The following is a 22,267-nucleotide window of genomic DNA, read 5'->3' as shown; positions in this document are numbered from 1 at the left end:
CATGTATGATTGCCATAGAAGGCGGCATCATTTTCAGCAAGTTTGAACAGCGCTTCTTCAATCTCGGGCGTCTGCGCCAACTCGCTGGCTCGGATGAGCTCTTCGAGGAAATATGGCTCACGGTGCGAATGCGCATCCAATCGGGAAGACGTTCGCGACCATCGTCACGCATCATCGCCCACCGTGTGGAGTGAAACGATTCCCTCCTTGGCGAGGCGCATGGGCGCAAAATCAAAGAGTGGAGATAGGGATTATTCCCTCCGGATGCTTGCTGAGTGCTGAATTTCAGCCGTGATTGTCGGGATTGCCGAGCGCCAGGTTGGCTATGTCCGCGAAGGGGTCGGCGGAATATTGGCGCGGCATGTCGATATAGGCCTCATGAGTACCAACATGGCCGAAATCGGCAACGCCGATCGCGGCCACGAGGCTTTCCCTGGCCCAGCCGGACGATTCCGTGTTCAAATTCATGCTGCACGACGCACCGAATCTAGAAATCGGCAGCCCGCAAATTGCGGACGAGCGTAAGTATCCTGTTCAGCCGCGTTATTCGAATGGCGTGCGGCTGAATATGTTTATAAAACTTATTTTTCCCGATCGGGAATTTTTGGTCGACACTTTCGCCAAATTCGAATGATTTTCCCGATCGGGAAAATTCTGTAGACACAGGGCCAATTTCTCGGTTATTTTCCCGATCGGGAAATAAAAATGGCAAAACAAGTCAAAAATCCAGCCGACATCGGCGCCCTGGTCCGCAGCACACGCAAGGAGCAAAACTTGCGGCAGGACGAGCTTGCCGGCGTTTCGGGCGTCGGCCTCCGGTTCATTGTCGATCTCGAAGCCGGCAAGCCTACAGCACAGATCGGAAAAGTCTTGCAGGTTCTGCAAACGCTCGGATGTTCGATCGATATATTGGCTCCTGGAGAACGTAGAAAATGACGGTAAGAGTTCTCAACGTCTGGTGGGATGGTCGCATTGTCGGGCAATTCACCCAAGATAAGCATGGCTATATCGGCTTTGCCTACACCGAAGCTTGGCTTGATGACAAAAACGCTTCCACTTTCGGCCTCACTTCCGAAGCGCCCGGAGCGTTTCTCTCGCCATGAATGCCGCCCATTTTTCGGCGGCCTATTGCCCGAGGAAAGCCAGCGTCTGGTTGCGGCGCAGGCGTTGTGTGTTTCACCTGCCAACGACTTCGCCCTTCTTGATCGCTTGGGCGGCGACGTCGCCGGCACGCTTCAACTTTTGGCTGAAGGCCAGGAACCGATCGGAGCAGGACTGATTGCGGATCAGCAAACAGCAGCTCTGGATGAGGCAGGAATCGTTCGACGGAGGATGGCTCCGCTGTACGACCTGCTTTCCACATTGGCCTACCCAGACCTTTCGCCGAAAATGGCTATGCGAATCGGCGAGCGCGCGACGCTTTCGGAAATGGACGCAGCTGGTTGGCAGGCTTTCTCGAAGGAGACAGGTGTCGGCTTACTCTTAGTACGCCGTCGGGTGAAAGAACTAACTGATGCCACAGGGGAAGCGATTCCCCGATTATCAGAAAATATGTCCCCACTTGCCGCCGATTCTGTGGCGTTAAATCGCGTTGCGGCTTTGATCGCAGGCCGTGCCAAACTCGTGGCCCTGAGCATTTAACTCAACAGCGCTAACCATCTCCGCAGACATAACCCAAATATTGAGTTGTGGCCCCGGTTGCAGCGCGCGCGAGCGGCTTGCGGCGAAACCTCGTAAAACCAGACATGGCTGCAGAGCCGCGAGGCAAAGAGCAGCCTTGATTTTTTCTCTTAAAACTACTATTTTTGCTTAAAGTGAAAAAATTGAGGCAATAATGGCTACTATCGACGTGGATTTTGAAGTTTACAAGGCCCTCACCATTCGGCGTGAAACAGAGGAAATGACCTATAATGACGTCCTCAGGCAGCTGTTGAGTCTCGGCGAACAAAAGAGTTCTGAAAACGTCACCGAGAACCTTGGAGCCCTAGTTTACAAGGGTGCCGAGTTCCCCGAAGGGACGCAATTCCGTGCCACGTATAAAGGGCAGACATATACAGGCGCGATCAAGGGCGGTGTTTGGCTTGATGAAAAAGGGAGGGTACAAAATAGCCCCTCCGAAGCCGCTTACGGCATTACGGGCAATCATGTAAATGGCTGGCGCTTCTGGGAATGCCGCCGTCCTTCAGACACGGCCTGGCGGTCCATTGATTCGCTACGCCCAAAAAAGTAGGCGGTTTGCATACGCCGCGAAAACGAGTTTCGGCTCAGTCCAGGGTTGCTAGCTCGGAAGATCATCCCTTCGAGGGACAAAGCCAATCTCAAAACCGAATAGCCTGCCGATCTTTTGTAAGGTCGCAAGCGTTGCGATTTGCCTTTCCAGCCTCAATTCCCGCGATTTTACGTTTTTGCAGAAAGAGCATTCTGGCAAATTCTACTTGTGTCATGCCCAAGCCTTTGCGGATTTCTACCAACGCATCGGGCAAGCGCAGATCGGTAATCCGTGCACGTTCGGCAATTTCACGCCGGTTTGCCAAGATCTCGTCTTTTGTCGGCGTCTTCCAGCGAGGTATGATCTAATCTCCGGTGGCACTGATCAGGGGGCGAACGCCCAAGCTGACGACCCCCATAAGATGGGATTATTGGGGCTACTGCTATATACGCTTTCAACCCACCGGAATGGGTTGAAAGCGTATCCATTGTGGGGAAGCTGACCTGGCTCGATCCTGCCTGGGTCTAGAAGCCGAGCAAAGACCAAAAGCTTCTGGAATAGCAGGAGCCATCTCGCTCCCGTTCTTTGCATTCCGGTTTGAGTTTGAACTTTTCTTTTGCCATACACGCGTCGATGAGCGGCGCCTCAGTCTTCGCGGCAAATTTCTTTTCCGCGATAGCCTCCTGGCGACACAATTCGACAGCGTCATTTACTGGACCTGCGATAGCGGTCCGCCGTTCCGCATTGGCGCTTGCCGCCAAAGATGCAGCACAGATCGTTGCGAGGATAAAGTTTCGCATGCTTTCTCCTGAAATATCATGTCTGTCGGACCCATGCCGGTTCTGAAGAGACACGCTGCGGCGCCGCCGCCGCGTGTCTGCTGCCAGGCGACAGAAGCCTCACGATCAATGTCGCGAGGCTTCTGTCTTGACGGATTAGCCGCACTCCTGGAGAGCAAGCAGGTTATTGCTCCAATACCCGTCTGCCTGAGTCTGAAGGTACTTGCGTCCGCTGGGGCTCACGCGCACATGAACCCAAGCCACAACCCCGGTTTCCTTGGTGTAGAAACGGTGGGTGTTACCCTCGATGAATCCGACCACATTGGGTACGGTATCGCGCCACCGTCCGGAGCCATCAGGCTTCGGACCACCAATATGGGTGATGTGCTCATGGGTGCTGTTGCGGTCAGGCTTGTTAATGCAGTCAATACGATAGTCTGCCATTCCGGCGATCTTTCTCAGAAATATGACCTGCCCGAAGCGTCAGATCATTGATTTTTGAAACAGGGCCGGCTAGTTTCGCGATTGTTCAAGTCACGACTAGTGGGCTTCGGCCCTGGTCTTTGGAAACCGGTTGTTAGCGCAGCCGGTTTTCCATCCAAGTTACCTTCGGCGTCAGATATGGCCCCCTCGGCGGAAGTTCCTCAGGGTCGGCCGACTGAACGTCTGAGAACCGTGATCCGTCCTTGATTTCAGCAATCCGACCCTGGTTTACGCCGAAGAATGCAGCGATGTCGTGATGGCGGTCCCCCCGGCGAATCATCCCCTTGATAAGGGCTGCGTCTGCTTCCGTAAGTGAGAGCCGACTCGGCTCAGCGCGTGTAGGCATATATTTTTCTCCACTAAGTTAAGTTGAGTCAGGTTTTTGCACCCGACTATTCCCATATGACAGACTCAAAATCGGATTGCAAGTCATAATCTGATTATTAGGCTCCGTAGTAAGCTACAAGTTATGACCGTATTGACCGCGAAATTAATTTCTGCCATGATACGGGCATGAAAAAGATAGAAGAAGAACACCTCTTCGCGCTGCGTTTGGCGGAGGTTGCTGAAGTTTTTGCTGGTGTCGGCGTCTCGCGGGAGGAGACGATTGAGCGACCAGGTGACAAGCTGCCAGTGATTGGCGTGCGTGACCTCCAAGATGGCGCCGTTTCTCCTATAGAACGGCTGGATACCGTCGGCTTCCATGACCGCAACCGCGCTGTCAGTTATGCGGTTCGCGAAAACGATGTCCTGGTTACGGGCCGAGGTACAGTGCTGAAATTCGGCCTTGTCGGTAGTGAAACCGCAGGCGCTGTCGCCAGTGGCAACGTGATCGTTATAAGACCCAAGCCCCCCACAGTAGGGGGAGCCCTTTTTGCCATCCTTTCAAGTGACGTCTTCCGCCCAAAGATAGAAGTGTTGCGCAGAGGGGCGACGACGCTCTTGTCGCTGTCACCGAAAGACCTTGCAAAAATCGAGATCGATTTGCCGTCTGTCAATGAGCAGCAGCGAATTGCCGCTCTCGTCACAGACACCCAAACCGCTTATCGCACCGCCATAGAAGCCGCCGAAATCCGTCGCGCTCTTGCGCATCGTTTGATTGACGCACGCCTCTTCGGCACCAACAAGCAACTATGAGAAGAACCATGGCCAAACTTACGCTGAGCGAGCTTTACAATCATCTGTGGCGATCCGCCGACATTCTGCGAGGGTCGATCGATAGCTCGGACTACAAGATTTACATTTTCGGCTTTCTCTTCTTGAAACGTCTCTCCGATCGCTTCGAGGAGGAAGCACAAGAGTGCATCCGAAATGGTCTCAGCCCGGAAATCGCCTATAGCGACCCGGATGAGCATGAATTTTTCCTCGCCGAACGGGCACGCTGGTCGGAATTGAAGAAGCTGACGACCGGCATCGGCGATCAGCTCAACAAGGCCTGCGCAGCGATCGAGGACCATAATCCGTCGATCGAAGGCGTGCTCGCCAATATCGACTTCAATTCGGAATCACGCCTCGGCGATGCCAAGAACCGCGAAGGCGTGCTCGCCCGGCTGATCGATCATTTTTCACGCATTGACCTGTCGAATGCCTCTCTATCCGAGCCGGACATGTTGGGGCGCGCCTATGAATATCTGATCGATAAGTTTGCCGACGACGCGGGCAAGAAGGGTGGCGAGTTCTACACGCCGCACCATGTCGTGCGCCTGATCGTTGAATTGCTTGATCCCAAGCCGGGTATGCGCATCAGTGATCCTACCTGCGGTTCGGGCGGCATGTTGATTGAAAGCGCACGCCACATCGCCGATTTCGAAGGTAAACGCCTGGGGCAGCCGGTCAACGTGACGCTGCACGGACAGGAGAAGAACCTCGGCACTTGGGCCATCGCCAAGATGAACCTGCTGTTGCATGGGCTTCGCGACGCCCGGATCGAAAAGGGCGACACTATCCGCAATCCGCGTCTTCTCGATGCTGACGGCAACCTGATCCTTTATGACCGCGTTATCGCCAATCCGCCGTTCTCCCTCGACAGTTGGGGGGCGGACGACGTTTCTGGTGAAAACGAGAAGAAGGGGTTTAATCGCTTCATCTACGGCATTCCGCCGAAGAACATGGGCGATATGGCCTTCGTTCAGCACATGGTGGCGACGCTCTCGCCCAAAGGCGTCTGCGGCGTGGTCATGCCGCACGGCGTGCTTTTCCGTGGCTCGGGCGATGGGCGCATTCGCGAGGGGCTGCTGAAAGCCAACCTGCTAGAGGCGATCATCGGCCTGCCGGAAAACCTCTTTGCTGGCACGGGCATCCCTGCGACCGTTCTCATCCTCAACAAGGACAAACCGAAATCGCGCGAGGGCAAAGTATTGTTCATTCACGCAGCAAAAGAATTTGAGGAGCGGCCCAAGAAGAATATCTTGGGAGAGAATAACATCCGCCGTATCGTCGATGCCTTTGAGGCATGGGGTGAGATTGGCGCATTTTACGATAAGGCGAAGGACGTTCAGGAACTTAACTATCGCAAAGCCATCTGCGAACCGAACAACCGCTTCTGCCGCGTTGTTGATTTGAAGGAAATCGAGGAGAACGACTTCAATCTCAACATCTCCCGTTACATCGACACGCTGGAGCCGGAAAAGCCGATCGATGTGAAAGGAGAGTTGGAAAAGCTCTGGATTGCCGAGAAAGCACGTGACGAAGCCGCGGCGCGCATGAATGCCCTTCTGAAGGAAATGGGCTATGTCAACTGAGCAGTCGTGGCGACCCGTCCGGATTGGCGACCTCATCCGGGAGAGCCGCATCAAAGGCAGCAACGGCAGCAGCGCGAAAAAGCTGACCATTCGGCTTTACGGACGTGGCATCGTCGCAAGCAGCGACAGAGGTGGCAGCGAAGCGACTAACTATTTTCGACGGAAGGCAGGTCAATTTGCTTACAGCAAACTCGATTGCCTCAATGGCGCATTCGGGATTGTTCCGGAACATCTAGATGGATACGAAACGACGCTCGATCTTCCGGCCTTCGACTTCCTGGGAAAAGTGGATCCCGATTGGTTCTTGAAAATGGTCTCGCGTCCCGCGTTCTACGGACGGTTCAAGTTCGCTGCGATCGGTTCGCGAAAGGCCAACCGAGTCCCGACCGTCGAATTTCTTGCAACGAGGTTGAGTATTCCCCCGCTTGCGGAACAGCGCGCGATTGCCGAGGTCTTGGGCGCGGTTGATAACGCTATCGCAAAGACGGAAGCCTCGATCGAGGCCATAACGCAGACTTTGAACAAGACAGTTAGTTGGGTTCTGGAAAATGCAAAGTCCGTAGCCGTTCCGACCGTGAGTTTTGGTGAAGTGATCGAGAGCACCAAATACGGAACATCAGCGAAGTGCGATGATAATCCTTCGGGCTTCCCTGTACTTAGAATTCCAAATGTGCTCAGCCATGGAGTTGATCAGGGACATCTGAAGTACGCAGACCTGCCCCCTGACGAAGCAAAGAAATTTGAGCTTCGAGATGGTGATCTTTTGGCGGTTCGAACCAATGGAAATCCGGAATATGTAGGCCGAATGGCACTCATCAAAGATCTGCCAAGGGGTACACTCTATGCATCATATCTCATTCGTATTCGGGTCGATCAGAAAAAAGTGCTACCCGAATTTGTCTGGCTTAGCTCGGAAACCTTCCCGCTAAGGGACAGTCTAACGGCAGCGGCAACAACTTCAGCTGGAAATTTCAACATCAACTCGGATGGTTTGAAGTCTGCTCGACTGCCACTTCCAAGCATGGACGTCCAAAAAGAAGTTGTAGCTGCGGCGGAAATTCTGCGTCTTCGCAGATCGCGCGAGCAGGAATATCTTGAGCAGTTGCGAGATACCTCTACCGCCCTTGCCCAAGAACTCCTCTCCGGTCGCCTTCGCCTGCCCGAAAGCATGATTGGGCGACATCGCGACCAGCCCGAGCGCGCGGCATGAACGAAGCTGTTGACAGGCTGGAAATCGAATGGGTGGAGGAGCCTGCTGCGGAACTGTTACGCGTGCTGTTCGACTATCGGTTCCTGACCGGTGATGACGTGCGCCAATTGCGCGACGGGCCATCCAGCGAACCGGTGCTGACCAATCGGCTCGCCGAAAGTCTCACCCGTCTAAACCCTTGGCTTGACGAGGACGGGGTGCGCCGGGCCATCACGGCGATCACCCGCATCGCCGCCGTCGATCTGATGGAGGCCAACGAAAAGGCCCACACGGCGCTCTCTTACGGCGTCACGGCTGCCCATACAGAGAAGGACCGTCGGCAGGACCGCACAGTGCGGTTCTTCGACTTTGACAATGTGTCCGCCAACAGCTTCGAGTTTGCCCGGCAGGTGGCCATCAAGGGGCCGCGACAGGATGTGATCCCGGACATTGTCGTCTATGTGAACGGGTTGCCACTGGCTGTCATCGAATGCAAATCACCGGCGCTGGCCGATCCGATCGGCGAGGCCGTTCGCCAGTTTCGCCGCTACGAAGGCCGCGACGAATTTTCTGGGCTTGGCGCGCCGCGCTTGTTCGAAACGGCGCAAATCTCAATCGCGCTCGCCCGCGACGTCGCAAAATTCGGCACTACCCAGGCCCCGGCGCGACATTGGGCGGAATGGAAGGACGCCTATCCGCTGTCGCTCGACACGCTCGCCTCTCAGCTCGGACGCAGCCCGACCGGCCAAGACATTCTGCTCGCAGGGCTTTTGAACCCCGCTAACCTACTCGATCTCGTGCGCAATTTTGTGATGTTCGAGACGATCGACGGCCGACGCATCAAGAAGCTGGCGCGCTATCAGCAGTTCGTCGCCGTCGGCAAGGCCATCGACCGCATACGGTCGGCGCAAGACCCCAAGCGACGCGGTGGGGTGATCCACCACACCCAGGGCTCGGGCAAGTCGCTGACCATGGTGTTTCTTGCGACAAAGTTGCGCCGCTTGCCGGAGGCGGAAAACCCGACGCTGGTTATTGTCACCGACCGCACCGATCTCGATGATCAGATCTCCGCCCAGTTCAAGCGCTCGGGGTTTCCGAACCCCATTCAGGCAACCAGCGGCGAGGCCCTGCGCGAAGCCCTATCGGGTGGTGCCGGAACCACGGTGCTGACGACTGTGCACAAGTTCCACAGCGCTGTGCCGAAGCGGTCCTCAGTGATCTCCGAAGCTGAGAACGTGTTCGTCATGGTGGACGAAGCCCACCGCACGCAATATGGCGCGCTCGCCGCCCGGATGCGCGCCGGGCTGCCCAACGCCTGCATGCTCGCTTTCACCGGCACGCCCATCGACAAGAAGGACCGCAGTACCCGTGAGGTGTTCGGCGACTATCTGCACCGCTACCTGATCGATCAGGCGGTGAAAGACGGCGCGACGGTGCCGATCTATTACGAAATGCGCGACGCCAGGTTACGGATCGAGGGACGGGAACTGGAACGGGATATCCGTAAGGCGTTTCCCGAACTGAGCGACGACGAACTTGCAAAGCTCAAACGGGGTACGCGGCTACAAGAGAAGCTGGCTGGCGCTCAGGTTCGTATCGATGCCATCGCACGGGACTTGCTCCACCACTACCGCGCCGTGATCGAGCCCAACGGCTTCAAGGCGCAGGTCGTCACGATCAGCCGCGACGTAGCGGTCAGTTATGTCGAGACGTTGCGCAAGCTCGGCGCGCCCGAGTGCGCGCTGATCATGTCCAACTCCAACAACGATAGTGCTCGGTTGCAAGTGCATTACCTTTCGAAACGGGATCGCGACGATCGAATCGCCCGGTTCAAAAGGCCGAATGACCCGCTCAAGATCCTGGTCGTCTGCGATATGCTGCTGACCGGCTTCGATGCCGCGGTCGAGCAGGTGCTCTATCTCGACGCCCCCTTGCGCGAACACACGCTCCTACAAGCCATCGCCCGTGTGAACCGCACGGCGGATGGGAAGACTTACGGTCTCGTGGTCGATTACTGGGGCGACAACCGCCGCATCACCGCCGCCCTCGATCTGTTTTCGGAAGAAGATGGTGTGCTCAACGCTATGCGTTCGTTTAGCGATAAGGTGCAGTTGCTCGAAAGCCGTCACCGTGCGGGCATGCGCCTGTTTGAGGGCATCGATAGACGGGATGAGGAAGCCTGCCTCGCACAGTTGGAGCATGACGACGTGCGGGCCAAATTCGAACTCGATTTCCAGCGCTTCAACGAGGCGATGGACATGATCCTGCCCGACCCGAAAGCGTTGGAGGAGCCCTACGCCTCCGATCTGAAGTGGCTCGCCCGCCTGCGCGCGGTCGCCGGTCGGCGGTACCGCGAAGAAAGATTCGATGCCAAGCCTTATGGCGCCAAAGTGGGCGAGATCGTAACACGTTATCTATCGAGCGACGGTGTGGAGCAATTGCTTGCGCCGCGAGATATTCTTGATCCCGCTTTTAAGCAGCACCTTGATATGCTGACTTCCGCGGAGGCGAAAGCCGCGGAAATTGAGCACGCGATCCGGCATGAAATTCATGTTCACCGAGATGAGAATCCGACGGCCTATGCGTCTCTCTGGGAGCAAGTCGAGCGCATCGTGAATGAGCGGCGCGAAGCAAGAGTGTCGGCCGCTAGCGCGCTCGCCCGGCTTCAGGAGATTGTCGACAGGGTGGCGACTGTTCGGGCTGGAACCACGTCTACTGGCCATGGTTTGTCAGGAACGGCCGGCGCGATATTTCCTTTTATCGATGTTGCGCTGGACGGAAAAGCGAGTGCTGACGCCGCCTCAGACTTGGCAGGTGCGCTCGAAGGCTATGCGACCGTCGTGGACTGGCAGTTGAAAGAGGATGTGCAGCGCCAGATGAGGCGTGCAATCAAGGAGAGATTGCGAGCACAGGGCTTGGGGGCAGCCCGGATCGAGTCGGTCACGGCTATGATCATGGATGTCGCCCGAGCGAGACTATCCAGATGATACCGGCCGGTACGCAATTTGTCGATTTCGGCGGGGAACGCATCGTATATGCGGTGGAACGAACGGCGCGACGCAAGACGGTTGCGATCTCGGTTGGCTATGATGGAGTGCGAGTTTTGGCTCCGTTTGACGTGAATGACACCGACATCACTGAAGTGGTTCGGAAAAAGGGGCCATGGGTATTAAAGAAGCAAGCCTTGTATCAGGAGCTCGGCGGCAATCCGCCATTTAGGGAATTCATCAGTGGGGAGACCTTTCATTATTTGGGTCGGCCCTACCGGCTAAAAGTCATTCCAGACATCAACACGCTTGTCACCAGGATCACGGCACGAGGAGCGCTGCTTATTGCCCCGGCGCCTTCCGGCGTTGATGCTGCGATTCGCCGATCTTCCGTTCGAAGCGGACTTCGTCTTTGGTATCACGACAAAGCCAAGATTCATTTTCCCAAGCGGGCGAAGGCAATGGCCAACCTACTGGGAATACCTACCCCAATTGTTCAGATCGTGGACCAGTCCAAGAGATGGGGTAGCTGTGATGCCCATGGCAGAATACGCCTGAATTGGCGTCTGGTCATGGCGCCAATGGCGTTAGTCGATTACGTAATCGCACATGAGAGCTGCCATATCTTGGAACACAATCACTCTCAACGTTTTTGGCGGTTACTTGAGACAATTATGCCCGACTACGAGCTGCGTGTTCGTCAGCTCGATCGGAACGGCCATATGTACACCTGGTAGCGCTAGGACATTCAGTTCGGCTATTCCAGATAGAGACGATAGCGGCTTAGAAACGTATTCTGGCGTGCGTGAACTTTCCTAGCGGGATAGGCCGTGAAAAGCCCGCTCAAGCAAAGGCAAAAAACAGTATCGGCAGATCTTCAATTCGGCTGCGTCCGGTCAGAACAAACATAGGAAGAGTACCGCCCACCGCAAGCAATGCGATAGCGATGTGAAATCTCCTCGTTATCTCGTCCAATCGTGCGGCTGCTTTTCTAATTCTCATCTTCTTCGACAAAGCTTTTCGCTCTGCCGACAACCTATCATTTTGGCGCGCGAGATACGACTTGCTAGGCTCAGATGGGGTATTCGGCTTGAGCCCATCTTCGAGGATTTTGGACAGGAGGTGCTGCGCTTCGTGCTGATGATAAACGTGGTCTGTTCTCCAACAGCCAGAAACATCAGAAGGGAAGCGCAGCATGAAGTATTATGCGGGTTTGGACGTCTCTCTGAAAGAGACCTCTATATGCATCTTGGATGAAGCGGGCGCGGTGCTCCGAGTGAGCCTAGAGATGACAGTAAACTCCCTCTTGCTCTGAGTCGAGGCAAGGTGCGATACCCCGACCGTTCGAGCTTTTGTGTCTTGGACGATGCAGCTACGATAATCCTTATTATCGGCTACGGGAGGCATGTCTAGTACACGTCGACGGATGAGGCGGATGGAGACTTGCGATAATCGGACCGAAATTGGATGGGCTACGCCCGCCTATTTGAAGACCGGACATGACCGAGATACACTGTATCTAGCCTTATTTTGGTCCGTTGCAAACGCGAAATGTAGGCCTGGGTCAAACTTTAAAACTGCAAATATAACACCAATTATTCATCGTATCGTTGGGGATACGAGGCGATATTGGGTCGCAACTCAATCGAAAACGGCCTTGAGGAGCAGTTGCGAAAACCGGGTTCTATGAAAGAGGTCGACCGGTGATCGGGGCGGCAACTCGGACAAGTTGTCGTATTAAGTATTAACGGTCGGAGGATGAGCCCCTCTGCCGATATCCAGTCTCATAACTTGCGTATGAGCGATGGGTGATCAACCGGCACCCAACGGCCATCTTGGTCGTGGGAGATGCTCACGTAGCTTTGTTCTGGTGTCCATTTGGGCGTCTCGGCAAACTGGAAAAAAGCGCTCAGATCCGAGTGACCACCCAAACCGATCGTCGGGGTATATTGAGCTGCGAGCATAATCACACATGCGGCGACGGCGTTGAACGTGTGTTCGAGCCGCGCGTCGCTAAATTGTGTTTCTCTATCGTGTTTGACCCGGTTGTAAGCGTCGTACCAGGGGAGAGTCTTGGTGGGATCTTGAGAATTCCACCCGGCAAAGGGGCGAATAGGCGTTAGCCACGGATAGGGACGAAAGCCGACCGCATACTGATCGAGGCGCATGACCGGTAGCATCCGCACATAGTCGTTCGTGTTGAGTTTCTGGCCCGACCGACCGTTCGCGACCAGTACCCCCCGCCAATGCGCTTCGACCTCGGTCGCCGCAAGGATCAGCAGGTTGCGTATTTCGTGACCGTAAACACCCAGCGTTTCGGTATGGGGATGAACGATTTGGCAGATGCGATCGAGATGATGCGTCAGAGCGCGCGCTTGACCAGCACCTATGGCGATCGTGTCGCGCTCGTCGCCGGCGCTGGGACTTTTAGGATGGGCTAAGCTGCCATTTAGCGGCCTGGCGATGCGACGATAGTAGTGCGCCGGCGGGAGATCGAGGCGATGGAACGGCCCGGTCTCGGGGCCGCCAGGAGCAAACCAAGGGGTGTCTTCTCGAAATGCCGCCCAAATCGAGGTCCGTTTGCCCCTTTTAATATAGGTCCCCGCGCCCTGCTCGGGATTGGAAACACCCAGCCTCACTGCCTCAGAGTCTTCGATACGCCACACCTGCGTGCCGGACCCATCCTCGTCCTGGCGAAGATAGTGCGGCGGCGGCTCCTCTTCTCTCGCTCCGTCTTTCATCCCAGGCCGCCCTCGACGTTATCGTTCCAATTCGTATCTCTACACTACGCCGAAGCGCTCGCGCATTTCAGCGGTGCGTAACCACGTGTCACCGGGCAAGCGTTCGATGAATGCCTCGAAAACGCTGGTAAAGGACTGGAGGGTCGTTTGGTCGGTCAGCGTGTCGGCCTGCGGTGTTGGAAGCAATGGCTGCATGTCGGTCAGAAAGCGCGGCCGGGCAAGCTTTGCGAACATCCGTTCCTCAGCCTGTGCGCGCGTGATGACCTGCCCCGAAAGGGCGACGTAACGGCCAAAAAAGTCAGCCACTTTCTCTGTGTCCAGGCCCTCAAACGTGTCTAGCCCATGCGCCAAGTCGTAAAGATCCCGGCCCTTCTCCCGCTGCAGAAGTGCGCGCAGCTTGGTGGCCAACATTTCCTCGCGGGAGAATGTCGGAACGGATGCATTTCCGGTGAACCATGGATTGGTCACGCCGAACGGCAAGTCGATCGGCGGATCAAACGCTTCGATCTCGCTGATATTGGTTTCGATCTTGACGCGGATGGGGACGCCGCTGTCGTCCTCCGCCTCAATCCGGAATTTCAACTTGGGGGCGACCGGGCTCGACTCGTACTGACCGTGTCCAAGCCACGGCTCGAGAACGACACGCAAGGCGTCCAGGACCGGCCCGATCGGCCCGGCCTCTGTGCGCACGAGATCAATGTCTTCCGAGTAGCGCAGCGGAGCGGGGAAATGCAGCTTGTTGAGGGCTGTGCCGCCGCGAAACCTCAAGGCCTCGCGCAAGAAGGGGTCTGCGAATATCGCGACGATCGCCCGGCTGATGATGAGATCCTGCTCGATCTGCCGTTGGTCGGCCCATGGCGCGACATTGCCCCAGGCGATAATGTTCTGAGCTGGTATCATTCATCAGCCTCCGGATAACGGCGGACGATGACCCGCCAACGTGGGTCGCGCTCGAGCACTTCGGTAGCAAAGTCGGGATCGCCGGCTTCTTTTCGGTCCAGTTCCGTCCAGGGCAGGTTGCCACGCTCCTCCAAGGCGGTACGCATCGAGGTCATGCGTGCACCGTGACCCAGTCTGTCGAGGAGGTAGCCAAGGCGCTGTACGACCGGGCGCTCGGTGACGCGCGACAGGCTGGTTAGGCTTTCGAAATCGATCTGCGGCGCGATATCCCTGAGGACAGTGAAGACGTTGTCAAGGCCGCCGGCGCCACGAGAGTAGCGCAGAATATCGAGTGCGGTCAGAGCCGGTGACGACACTCTCATCGAACCTGTTTCGGTCTTCTTGTCGATAATGCCCGCGGCGACGGCCTCCATGTCCTTACGGTAGTAGAAGACGACGCGGTTGCGACCGGCCCTGATTTTGGGGAGGCGTTTGGCTGCTACGACTTGAAACTCCATCACGGCCTGGTGCGTGGCGCCGTGCAGTTCGGCAGCCTTAAGCAGACCGACATAATAGGAATTCCCTTCATGGCGCATCAGCGCGTCGATGTACCAGGACGGTGGCGGGGCGCCCAATGACATAAATTGTGGAGCGACGACGATATAGAAGTCGTGGCGTGGGTTGAGGAGCAGTTTTCGACGCTGCAGGCGCTCGGCCGAGTCCAGGAATGCACCACGATTGATGCCTAGCGCTTCGGTTGCCTCACGGCCGGCAAACACCACCCGGCCCTGGGAGAGCAAGTTTGAGGTATAGGCAGAAAGCGCAGAGCGTTGATCGTGAACCATGTCCAATTATCCGCTCTATGTGCAGATATTGCAACACGTCTTGTTCCCAATCGTGATCCATGTTGAATAATCCGCGCTAAATGCAGATTTTCCAACATGATTTTCTCGATTGTTCGCGAATTTGGTCGTCGACGGACGTTCCTTGCGTGTGAATTTGGGGACGGGCACCACCGATTTGATCGATGCGCTTCGACCGCTACCGCCCTGACGAATGTGCCCCACAGGCCCGCTTCGAGATGCTATCTCTTCACTCCGTCGAAAATCTAGCACAAGCAAAGGTCATGGCCTTTGAGGCAATATCGTCCGCGCTCTCGCGCGACCCGGCGGCGCAAGACAAGAAGCAAGCTGAGAATCCTGCCCAAGTACTAGTTTAACGAGACCTGCGTCCGATATTCCCATGACTTAACAAGGCGCGGTCGCCACAATCACGTTATGGATTAGTGAGCGATTCTAGTTCACTACGTGCTTCAGAGGTTGATCCCTGCGACTGGCTGAAATCAGGATCGAGAACTTTCGCACGTTCGGCGAAGGTAATGCCGGCTTCAGGATGTCGTTGCCGACGCTATGATGAGAACGCTGCTCTATGAAGCCGCACAATCGCTGCTGACACGGGTGCAGAAATGGTCGTGGCTGAAAGCCTGGGCGATGAATATCGCCAAACGCCGAGGCTTGCAGAGAGCCGTCGTCGCCTTGGCGCGAAGACTGTCAGTGATCATCCATCGGATGTGGAGTGATGGCTCGGAGTTCCGCTGGACGAAGGATATGGCGACGGCAACCTAAGTATTCTGCTTTAAAGGGGTAACCAAGTTCCGCCTGCTGGCGGTGAAATGTCCTTCGCGGGACGATGGATAAGACGAGTTCGCCATGAGTCCAGTACCGATCCGCATAACAGGATCAGGACGTGGCTCAGATTGTTCCGCCTTATCCTTCTGATCCCATATGTGGAGAGCCAATATGCTCATCCCGAAGAGAAGCGAGACCCGCGAAAGGCTTTTCCCACCGGCAATACCGGAAAGCTCGAAAGCGCTTGACCTCGACACGCCGAATAGAGAAGGACTTATTAAATTGCTTGCGGCCGCCTCCTTTCGATCCCAATGAATCAAAGGCAGTAGCCCACCGCAAGCAGCCCAGGTTGGCAGCATACGACACGACGCGCCTATCGCTAGGATGTCCGAGCCTCAATTGACGAAGTGCGACGGCCGCAGCACATCGAACCGAGCTGGGTCTCACCTTCGGAAACATAGGTCTTTTTCATGCTCCGTCTCCTATGCCGCTTCCGCGCGGGTTTGAGCTTCCGGCTGCTCCGCCACACCGCTGAACGCATGCAGGAAATCGGCGGCGCGCTGCGCATGGGCGGCGGCGGTGAAGATGGCCCGCTTATCGCCTTTAAGGACGGTCAGCCAGTTGCCGATATAGGCCGCATGATCTTCACGAACTTCCGGCGTGATGTTGAGATCGGCGCAAAGGAAGGCCGCGCCAAGTTCGGCAACAAGCTCCTCCATAGCGTAGCCCTCATCACCCCAACGTTTCCGGCCAAGATCGCGGTCCAGCCGGTTCTTGTGCTTGGTCCAGTGAACCCCCTCATGCGCCAAGGTGGCATAATAGCTTTCGGCATCCTTGAAGGTCTCGAAAGGCGGTAGCTGAATTCGGTCCTCGCCCGGGGTGTAATAGGCTCGGTTCCCGCCGTGGCGCATATCCGCACCGGTTGCGGCAAAGAAAGCCTCCGCATGTTCAATGCGCTGAACCGGATCAAGAACGGTTTGCGCCGGGTGAGTGTATTGTTGGGGAAGTCCGTCGATCTGTTCGACATTGAACACCGTATAGCCCTTCATATAAGGAATATCGCGCTCGATCTCTTCGCCGCTGGCCTCGTCCGTGTCCGTCCTTTGTAGGGTGCTGGCATAGACAACAGAACTGCCGCGCTCGCCTTTTCTGACATGCGCCCCAAACTCCTGCGCCTGTTTGAAAGTCATCCAGATCGGGGCGGAATAACCCTTCTCGATAGCCTCGGCCCACAGCATGACGACGTTGATGCCGCGATAGGGAACGCCGTTGCCCCTGAGCGGCCTTGTGATCCGCCCCGCCGCATGTTCCGCGTTCCATGGCTGCATCCAAGGCCGCACGCCTTTTTCAAGATCGGCAATGATACGATTGGTGACGGTCTCGTAAATATCCTTCTTCATGGGAAAACCTCGCTGTGTAACGGTTTGAATTCAGCGAAGCTCTTTCTTTTCAAAAGCCGCGCCTGAACCCTTGGCCAGCGCCGAGCGTCCAATTAAAAGGCCCGCGTCAGCGGGTTGGACGATCGACCGTCAGAACGGGGCTCCAAAGCCTCACCGCCTCAGGGCGGTGGAGTTCCGACAACACGGGAGGGCGAAGCCCGAATGGAGCGGGCCGGAGGAACTGAGGCTATTGGACAAGCCCCGGTCGTCGGTGTAAGCTGGAAAGAAGGGTTCAAGCGCGCGAATGCGCGCGCAACCAAAGACAGGCGGCCGAGGCCGCACCGTTTATTCCCCGATATCCACGCCCCTGACCAGCCCTTTACGCTCAACAAGATCGAGAATCTTGATAGCTGTGCTGTTTGGTTTTTTGCTTCCCTGCTCCCACGCGGCAATAGCCTGGGACGCGGGAACACTTTCACCAAGGTGCGGCGTTGACTAACGCCGCCCGTTCGAAAGCCTCGGTCTGATTTGATCTCTCTCGAATAGGCTAGATCGGCTCATCGGGAACAGATCATTGGCGCGCTTGAAAGAGCGCCAGGGTAGCGACCGCGCTCTTGCAACGGGCTAACGCCCATGGCTCGCATATAAGCGCAGGGTCGGCCCAGTCATAACTATTGCCCTTGCCTTGTCGAATTCGGCAATTAGTCATATATGACGTAAAACTAGCTTTTAATGTTCTTATCTGGATTATTGTCAATGGGATCGCCGAAATCAAAGTTGGTCCTTGAAAGACTGGGAAACGACATCCGAGGCGCTCGCTTGCGGCGCGGCATCGCCGTGGCTGATCTGGCCGTGCGCGCGGGCACATCGCCCAGCACTGTCGCGCGCTTGGAAAGGGGGGGCCCGGGTGTCGGAATTGGCACGCTTGCCGATATTCTGGTTGTACTTGGCCTTGTCGACCGGCTGGCCGACCTGATCGACATCCGCAAGGACGATCTGGGTCTGGCATTGACGGTCGAACGCCAGCCGCGTCGCGGGCGATCTTTTGCGACCACACTCCGCAGACAGAAGGCGAAGGCTAAGACGGCACCGGATGATCCGGATGTCGTCGATCCGGACGGCGCGTCATTCTGATGACCGACTTCAACGCCCATGTCGTTCTCGGCGAGAGCTTGACACCCGTTGGCCAACTGCGGTTTACGCAGGCGGGGCCGCGGCAGTTCTCGACCTTTGCCTATGATCCAGCCTGGATCGAAAATCTGCGCGCCTTTGCCGTGCAGCCAGGCTTTCCCATTGACGCTGGGCCATTTCAGACATCTGGTCAGCCCGGAAACATGCGCGACGCATTGGCGGGCGTCTTCGCCGACGCCGCACCGGATAGCTGGGGGCTGCAGGCTTCCCGAACGCAGCTATGGCAACGGCCCTTCCGAGTTCGGGTACTTGACGCTGTCCGATGATGCCTGCCGGCAGGGCGCGCTACGCTTTGTGGACGATCGGGGAGCAATCATCCGGGGAAGCGCGGCCGACGCGATACCGCGTCTGGTCGATCTGGAGGCCATCACCACCATCGCCCGTGCCTATGAGCAGGGCAAGGAGATATGCGCGGGAAACCGTCATTGCCGAGAAAATCCAGGCGATGGTGGCTCTGGGGCGGGCGAATAGCCGGATGAAGGATTTTACGATATCTGGATTCTCAGCCGGTCGTTCACCTTCAACAGCGACAGGCTGTCACGAGGGATGGCCGCCACCTTCGCGCGACGCGGGACGGCGATAATACCTCAACCTGCCGGATGCGCTGACGCCGGCCTTTGCCGAGGATGCGCAAAAGCAGCGACAATTGCGTGCGTTTGTCGGAGATGTCGCCTACGATCCGGGTGATCTGGGGACAGTCATTCGAGCTATAGGCGCATTCTTAATGCCCCAGGCCTCCTCGGCAGCGAGCTCGGGCCAATGAGCGGCTTGATTTCGACCATGGGTGTGTGGGGAACTGACAAGGCGGCCTCCCTGAGCGGATATACGCCCATCAACACGTCCCAAGTCCGATCGAACCTCACTTCGCGGCTCCAGAGCGCGTATCAAGTCTGGCGATCGGGCCGGTGGCGCTCGCGGCGGCTATTGCCAGGGTCTCTGCGCGGCCACTCTGCGATCAGGGCCTGCAGGCGGAGGCGGCCTTGCTTCTGATCAAGCGCCGAAAGGGTATCGCCGACATCGCGGCTCTCGGTTAAACCGATAAGCTGGTATTCTAGCGGGGCTGCGGCTGGTCCTGTCATTTCCGTCCCCTGTCGCCATCCCTGATCGGATTGACGAACTCGATATCGAAGAAGTCTTTTTCGTTGTCGGTCACGACGATGCAGTCGTTGGCTTCGGCAACGGCGGCGATGATCGTGTCGAGGGCGCTCCGAGGGCGTCCGTTGGCTTTGCCGTTGGCCATGAGCCGCGCCCATATGAGGCCAGCTTTCTCGTCGAACGACAGAACCCGGCCTGCAAAAAGTATCTGCGGACCGTCCGGCCCCGTAAACCAGGTTTCGAGTTCGTCACGTCGCTTGCCTGATGGCTTCTCAAGCACGCCACGGCGAATCTCAGCGACAGTGAGCGAGGCGATGAAAAGGTCATCGTCGTTCTGGTCGGCCATCCAGACGAGCAGGGACTCCGACGGGGTCGGTTTCGCGATGTTACTGATGATGTTGGTATCGAGCAGATATCGCATCAGATCTCCACCTTGCGTCCTTCTTCGCGAGGACGACTAAGGTCGAGCTCGGCTCCGACGAGCGGGGATCGGCGCAGTGCGGCAAGGATGCCGCCTTTTTTCGGCGGCTCACCGGCGATGGTCTGGCTGACAGCCGCGCGAAGGCGAGAGGCATCCGGGCCGTCTTCGGCAAGGCGGCGCGCCAATGATCGAATGAGGTCGCGGTCGGCATCGCGACCAAGCACCTCAAAGCGGGCCAGACCGCGCTCGCTAAGGCGAGATCGATAGTTTTGGATGGCGCGTTTTTGCGAGCTGCCCATGGTAACCTCTGACTTATTTCCAGTAATATAGCCAGAAGGTGACGTTTTAGCAAGGTCCGGTTAGGCTGCCTGCGGCCCGCCAGCGGCACTGTCGCAGCTTGTGGAGCGTCTTGATGCGACTGTCTTCGGGTTGATCGAGGCCCTCGACGCTGATCGCGCCGACCTGCCCAAGCTGCTCGATGAGGCCCTACGCCGATCATTGTGGGCGCGACAGATTTCGCGTGAGGGAGAAGGCACCAAAGCGTTGCATCAGAAAATATTCGAGGCTCGCGCCAACCTCATCTGGACGTGGACAACGGCGCAAGCCCGAAAGGGACACTTCGCAATGGGTGTCGGGCTTGAGGCCGGCCTGACGATCGATGAGATGGCAGACGAACTGGGAGCACTGGTCGATCGTGCGGGCATGGCGTCACTTCCTGGTGACGTAGAGGAACTTTCGGAAGCGCTGGCCGGCCTTGGCGAGCGGCTTCTGGTCATGCGGCCGTTCATTCCTGACAAGAAAACCGCGTTGCCCGGCAATTGGAAAATCATTCTCCGGCAGTGGATTTCGGGAACTGATGTCTTGGAAATGTCGGTTCCGCGGTTTCAAAAGCCGGACAGGGGGAACACCTGCTGTTGGGATCGGTCGAGAACCGAGTAAGCAGTCGAGGTGACAAGATGTGAGTTGATTTGCTTGAAGTCGCTTAGCAGGTCGAGATGTACCGAGCTGGCCTCGGCGGCACTGATATCGCCCTCGCCGAGCCGCCTAAAATGTTCTATGGCGCCCTCGCGCTCGGCGGTGCGGAATGCCGTTTTCTCATCGATCAGCAAGCGTGCCAGGCGGCCATCCTGAGACATGAAGAGGGCGGCCGCGTTCCTTAAATTCCTCATCAGGCGATCCACGAGCTCTTCAAGAATCCGCCTCTCATCGTCAGAAAAGGCGATCCCTTTGCGGCCACACTTCTCCAAACGAGGAAAGACGTTCCGATCGAGGACATCACCCGCTTGTTCCAACCCCGTCGAGAACAAAAGGATTTGTTCCCGCCGGCGGTGCTCCGCCTCGCCGAGCCAGTCGGGACCCATCGACGTGACATATCGCTTTATCGCGTTGTCGAGCCGGTCGAGAACGTCGTCCAGCTTCCTCAATCCCGAAAACAGCTTGCGATCCGGTACATGGAGCGCGCGCCTGGCACCCGCCAGCATTTCGTCCAAGGTATCGACCAACCGCAGAACCTCACGCGCGGCCGCTTCCAGCGCGACGGCCGGGGTCCCCCGTGCCACAGGTTCAAGGTAGCGGGGTCGCCCCGCATCGGTATCGTCCGGCCTGCTTGGCATCAACCTTGTCAGGATATTCGCGACCGGCGACAGGAAAGGCAGAGATATCAGCGATACGATGAGATTGAAGCCTGTGTGGAAGTTCGCGACAGCGCGCGCCCCGTCACCGTCGGTTGGCGCCATAAAGGACGCGATAGGATCAAGTGCCGCGAAAGCCACCGCTATCCCGAAGACCTTGGTCAAAAGGTTACCAACAGGAAGCCGCTTGGAGGAAAGATCAGGCCCCGCCGCCTCGACAACCGGGTTGATAGCTGTCCCGAGGTTCGCACCGAGGGTGAGAACGAATGCCTGATTGGGGTCAATCACGCCGTTGGCCGCCAGCGACATGACCAACAAGACGACCGCGACGCTGGAATGAGCGGCCCAGGTTAAGGCCGCCGAGAGCACGAGGCTGAGAAGCGGCATGGAGGAAAGCATGCTCAGCACCGAGCCCAATCTCATAGCCCGTGAAAATTCAGACACGACCTCCAGCAACTGGTGAAGCGCGAGAAGCATAAAGCCAAGGCCGATAAAGACGCGGCCGAGATGACGCATCTCCGGCTTCATCGCGCGGCGAAAGAATACCAGGCCCACCAGAATCAGGGCGGGCGACGCCGCTGCCACATCAAAGGAAAAGAGCTGCGTGATAAGCGTCGTGCCAACATTGGCGCCGAGCATGATGGCAAGAGCGGGAACCAGGCCGACATAACCACTCGCGGCGAATCCCGACGCGATCATACCTGTCGCGGTACTGCTTTGAAGAATAGCGGTGGCGACCAGACCGGCGAGGAAAGCCCTGAACCGACCGCGGAGCGCTACCCCGAGGAACCTCCTCAATTTCGGTCCATACGCGCGCTGGATGCCGGTTTGCACCATCCGCGTTCCCCACAGGAGCAGCGCGATGTGGCCAAAAAGGCTGATTACCGCAAGGATCGTGGACATGGCAACTCTCG

The 22,267-nt window shown here is 57.1% G+C and carries 24 protein-coding genes and 3 pseudogenes; 15 read left to right on the top strand and 12 right to left on the bottom strand.

The annotated features are described in order from the left end of the window. Positions 1–5 precede the first annotated feature (5 nt). Complete coding sequence (locus MOV63_RS11110; protein ID WP_247033784.1) at positions 6–194, top strand: hypothetical protein; 189 nt, start codon at positions 6–8, stop codon at positions 192–194. Between the two features lie 91 nt (positions 195–285). Here the strand turns inward: MOV63_RS11110 and MOV63_RS11105 are convergent, their stop codons facing one another. After that, positions 286–468 (bottom strand): hypothetical protein, encoded by a 183-nt coding sequence (locus MOV63_RS11105; RefSeq protein WP_247033783.1) that lies wholly within the window; start codon positions 466–468, stop codon positions 286–288. Between MOV63_RS11105 and MOV63_RS11100 the strand changes: the two genes are divergently transcribed. The 4 genes and pseudogenes from MOV63_RS11100 (at position 455) to MOV63_RS11085 (ending at position 2,230) form a co-directional block, all read left to right on the top strand. Beyond that, positions 455–634 carry a hypothetical protein gene (locus MOV63_RS11100; RefSeq protein WP_247033782.1) on the top strand — a complete coding sequence of 60 codons (180 nt, stop codon included), beginning with the start codon at positions 455–457 and terminating at the stop codon, positions 632–634. The genes MOV63_RS11105 and MOV63_RS11100 overlap by 14 nt on opposite strands. A gap of 71 nt (positions 635–705) precedes the next feature. Continuing rightward, positions 706–936 carry a helix-turn-helix transcriptional regulator gene (locus MOV63_RS11095; protein ID WP_247033781.1) on the top strand — a complete coding sequence of 77 codons (231 nt, stop codon included), beginning with the start codon at positions 706–708 and terminating at the stop codon, positions 934–936. Beyond that, a pseudogene (locus MOV63_RS11090) lies at positions 933–1,641 on the top strand (HipA N-terminal domain-containing protein). The gene MOV63_RS11095 and the pseudogene MOV63_RS11090 overlap by 4 nt, the downstream one beginning before the upstream one ends. Positions 1,642–1,834: 193 nt before the next feature. Beyond that, complete coding sequence (locus MOV63_RS11085; protein WP_247033780.1) at positions 1,835–2,230, top strand: hypothetical protein; 396 nt, start codon at positions 1,835–1,837, stop codon at positions 2,228–2,230. A gap of 48 nt (positions 2,231–2,278) precedes the next feature. On the opposite strand, the pseudogene MOV63_RS11080 reads toward MOV63_RS11085, so the two are convergent. The 3 genes and pseudogenes from MOV63_RS11080 to MOV63_RS11070 form a co-directional block, all read right to left on the bottom strand. Beyond that, positions 2,279–2,570 (bottom strand): annotated as a pseudogene (locus MOV63_RS11080) (helix-turn-helix domain-containing protein). 163 nt (positions 2,571–2,733) lie between these two features. Continuing rightward, positions 2,734–3,009: a hypothetical protein gene (locus tag MOV63_RS11075; protein WP_247033779.1), complete on the bottom strand. Its 276-nt coding sequence runs from the start codon at positions 3,007–3,009 to the stop codon at positions 2,734–2,736. 135 nt (positions 3,010–3,144) lie between these two features. Beyond that, positions 3,145–3,432: a DUF3892 domain-containing protein gene (locus MOV63_RS11070; RefSeq protein WP_247033778.1), complete on the bottom strand. Its 288-nt coding sequence runs from the start codon at positions 3,430–3,432 to the stop codon at positions 3,145–3,147. Between the two features lie 552 nt (positions 3,433–3,984). Between MOV63_RS11070 and MOV63_RS11065 the strand changes: the two genes are divergently transcribed. From MOV63_RS11065 to MOV63_RS11045, 5 genes are read left to right on the top strand one after another with little or no spacing between them, the layout of a single operon-like run. Then, the gene (locus tag MOV63_RS11065) at positions 3,985–4,608 is read left to right on the top strand and encodes a restriction endonuclease subunit S (protein WP_247033777.1); all 624 of its coding nucleotides are present in this window, start codon (positions 3,985–3,987) and stop codon (positions 4,606–4,608) included. Between the two features lie 8 nt (positions 4,609–4,616). Then, positions 4,617–6,212, top strand: a complete 1,596-nt coding sequence (locus tag MOV63_RS11060; RefSeq protein ID WP_247033776.1) for a class I SAM-dependent DNA methyltransferase — start codon at positions 4,617–4,619, stop codon at positions 6,210–6,212. Continuing rightward, positions 6,202–7,422 (top strand): restriction endonuclease subunit S, encoded by a 1,221-nt coding sequence (locus tag MOV63_RS11055; protein WP_247033775.1) that lies wholly within the window; start codon positions 6,202–6,204, stop codon positions 7,420–7,422. Before MOV63_RS11060 ends, MOV63_RS11055 begins: the two co-directional genes overlap by 11 nt. Further along, positions 7,419–10,388: a type I restriction endonuclease subunit R gene (locus MOV63_RS11050; RefSeq protein WP_247033774.1), complete on the top strand. Its 2,970-nt coding sequence runs from the start codon at positions 7,419–7,421 to the stop codon at positions 10,386–10,388. The genes MOV63_RS11055 and MOV63_RS11050 overlap by 4 nt, the downstream gene beginning before the upstream one ends. Then, on the top strand, positions 10,385–11,125 hold the full coding sequence (locus MOV63_RS11045) for a M48 family metallopeptidase (protein WP_247033773.1): 741 nt from the start codon (positions 10,385–10,387) through the stop codon (positions 11,123–11,125). The genes MOV63_RS11050 and MOV63_RS11045 overlap by 4 nt, the downstream gene beginning before the upstream one ends. Positions 11,126–11,231: 106 nt before the next feature. Here MOV63_RS11045 and MOV63_RS11040 read toward each other — a convergent pair whose 3' ends face one another. The 4 genes from MOV63_RS11040 to MOV63_RS11025 form a co-directional block, all read right to left on the bottom strand. Continuing rightward, positions 11,232–11,585, bottom strand: coding sequence for a hypothetical protein (locus tag MOV63_RS11040; RefSeq protein WP_247033772.1), 354 nt, complete (start codon positions 11,583–11,585; stop codon positions 11,232–11,234). 587 nt (positions 11,586–12,172) lie between these two features. Beyond that, positions 12,173–13,129 (bottom strand): hypothetical protein, encoded by a 957-nt coding sequence (locus MOV63_RS11035; protein ID WP_247033771.1) that lies wholly within the window; start codon positions 13,127–13,129, stop codon positions 12,173–12,175. A gap of 39 nt (positions 13,130–13,168) precedes the next feature. Next, entirely contained in the window at positions 13,169–14,029 is an 861-nt protein-coding gene (locus MOV63_RS11030; protein ID WP_247033770.1) for a nucleotidyl transferase AbiEii/AbiGii toxin family protein, read from the bottom strand. Continuing rightward, positions 14,026–14,853 (bottom strand): type IV toxin-antitoxin system AbiEi family antitoxin, encoded by an 828-nt coding sequence (locus MOV63_RS11025; protein ID WP_247033769.1) that lies wholly within the window; start codon positions 14,851–14,853, stop codon positions 14,026–14,028. The genes MOV63_RS11030 and MOV63_RS11025 overlap by 4 nt, the downstream gene beginning before the upstream one ends. Before the next feature lie 558 nt (positions 14,854–15,411). On the opposite strand from MOV63_RS11025, the pseudogene MOV63_RS11020 reads away from it, so the two are divergent. Further along, positions 15,412–15,633 (top strand): annotated as a pseudogene (locus MOV63_RS11020) (IS110 family transposase); the annotation flags it as partial. 485 nt (positions 15,634–16,118) lie between these two features. On the opposite strand, the gene MOV63_RS11015 reads toward MOV63_RS11020, so the two are convergent. Next, on the bottom strand, positions 16,119–17,036 hold the full coding sequence (locus MOV63_RS11015; protein ID WP_247033768.1) for an ArdC family protein: 918 nt from the start codon (positions 17,034–17,036) through the stop codon (positions 16,119–16,121). A 735-nt stretch (positions 17,037–17,771) separates the two neighbouring features. Between MOV63_RS11015 and MOV63_RS11010 the strand changes: the two genes are divergently transcribed. The 3 genes from MOV63_RS11010 to MOV63_RS11000 are packed head-to-tail and all read left to right on the top strand — an operon-like array spanning position 17,772 to position 18,677. Continuing rightward, positions 17,772–18,149, top strand: coding sequence for a helix-turn-helix transcriptional regulator (locus tag MOV63_RS11010; RefSeq protein ID WP_309500823.1), 378 nt, complete (start codon positions 17,772–17,774; stop codon positions 18,147–18,149). Continuing rightward, a complete protein-coding gene (locus MOV63_RS11005) occupies positions 18,149–18,472 on the top strand; it encodes a HipA N-terminal domain-containing protein (RefSeq protein ID WP_247033766.1) in 324 nt (107 codons plus the stop codon). The genes MOV63_RS11010 and MOV63_RS11005 overlap by 1 nt, the downstream gene beginning before the upstream one ends. Next, positions 18,456–18,677 carry a hypothetical protein gene (locus MOV63_RS11000; RefSeq protein WP_247033820.1) on the top strand — a complete coding sequence of 74 codons (222 nt, stop codon included), beginning with the start codon at positions 18,456–18,458 and terminating at the stop codon, positions 18,675–18,677. The genes MOV63_RS11005 and MOV63_RS11000 overlap by 17 nt, the downstream gene beginning before the upstream one ends. A 604-nt stretch (positions 18,678–19,281) precedes the next feature. On the opposite strand, the gene MOV63_RS10990 is transcribed toward MOV63_RS11000, so the two are convergent. Both MOV63_RS10990 and MOV63_RS10985 read right to left on the bottom strand, forming a co-directional pair. After that, the gene (locus tag MOV63_RS10990) at positions 19,282–19,725 is read right to left on the bottom strand and encodes a type II toxin-antitoxin system VapC family toxin (RefSeq protein ID WP_247033817.1); all 444 of its coding nucleotides are present in this window, start codon (positions 19,723–19,725) and stop codon (positions 19,282–19,284) included. Beyond that, entirely contained in the window at positions 19,722–20,021 is a 300-nt protein-coding gene (locus MOV63_RS10985) for a hypothetical protein (RefSeq protein WP_247033764.1), read from the bottom strand. Before MOV63_RS10985 ends, MOV63_RS10990 begins: the two co-directional genes overlap by 4 nt. A gap of 130 nt (positions 20,022–20,151) precedes the next feature. On the opposite strand from MOV63_RS10985, the gene MOV63_RS10980 reads away from it, so the two are divergent. Then, complete coding sequence (locus MOV63_RS10980; RefSeq protein WP_247033763.1) at positions 20,152–20,661, top strand: hypothetical protein; 510 nt, start codon at positions 20,152–20,154, stop codon at positions 20,659–20,661. Here the strand turns inward: MOV63_RS10980 and MOV63_RS10975 are convergent. Beyond that, a complete protein-coding gene (locus MOV63_RS10975; RefSeq protein ID WP_247033762.1) occupies positions 20,607–22,256 on the bottom strand; it encodes a Na/Pi cotransporter family protein in 1,650 nt (549 codons plus the stop codon). The genes MOV63_RS10980 and MOV63_RS10975 overlap by 55 nt on opposite strands. Positions 22,257–22,267: the final 11 nt, after the last annotated feature.

The sequence above is a fragment of the Neorhizobium sp. SHOUNA12A genome (assembly GCF_023006505.1).
In the GTDB taxonomy this organism is placed as follows: Bacteria; Pseudomonadota; Alphaproteobacteria; order Rhizobiales; family Rhizobiaceae; genus Neorhizobium.
This window is presented reverse-complemented; position numbering and strand designations above follow the sequence as displayed.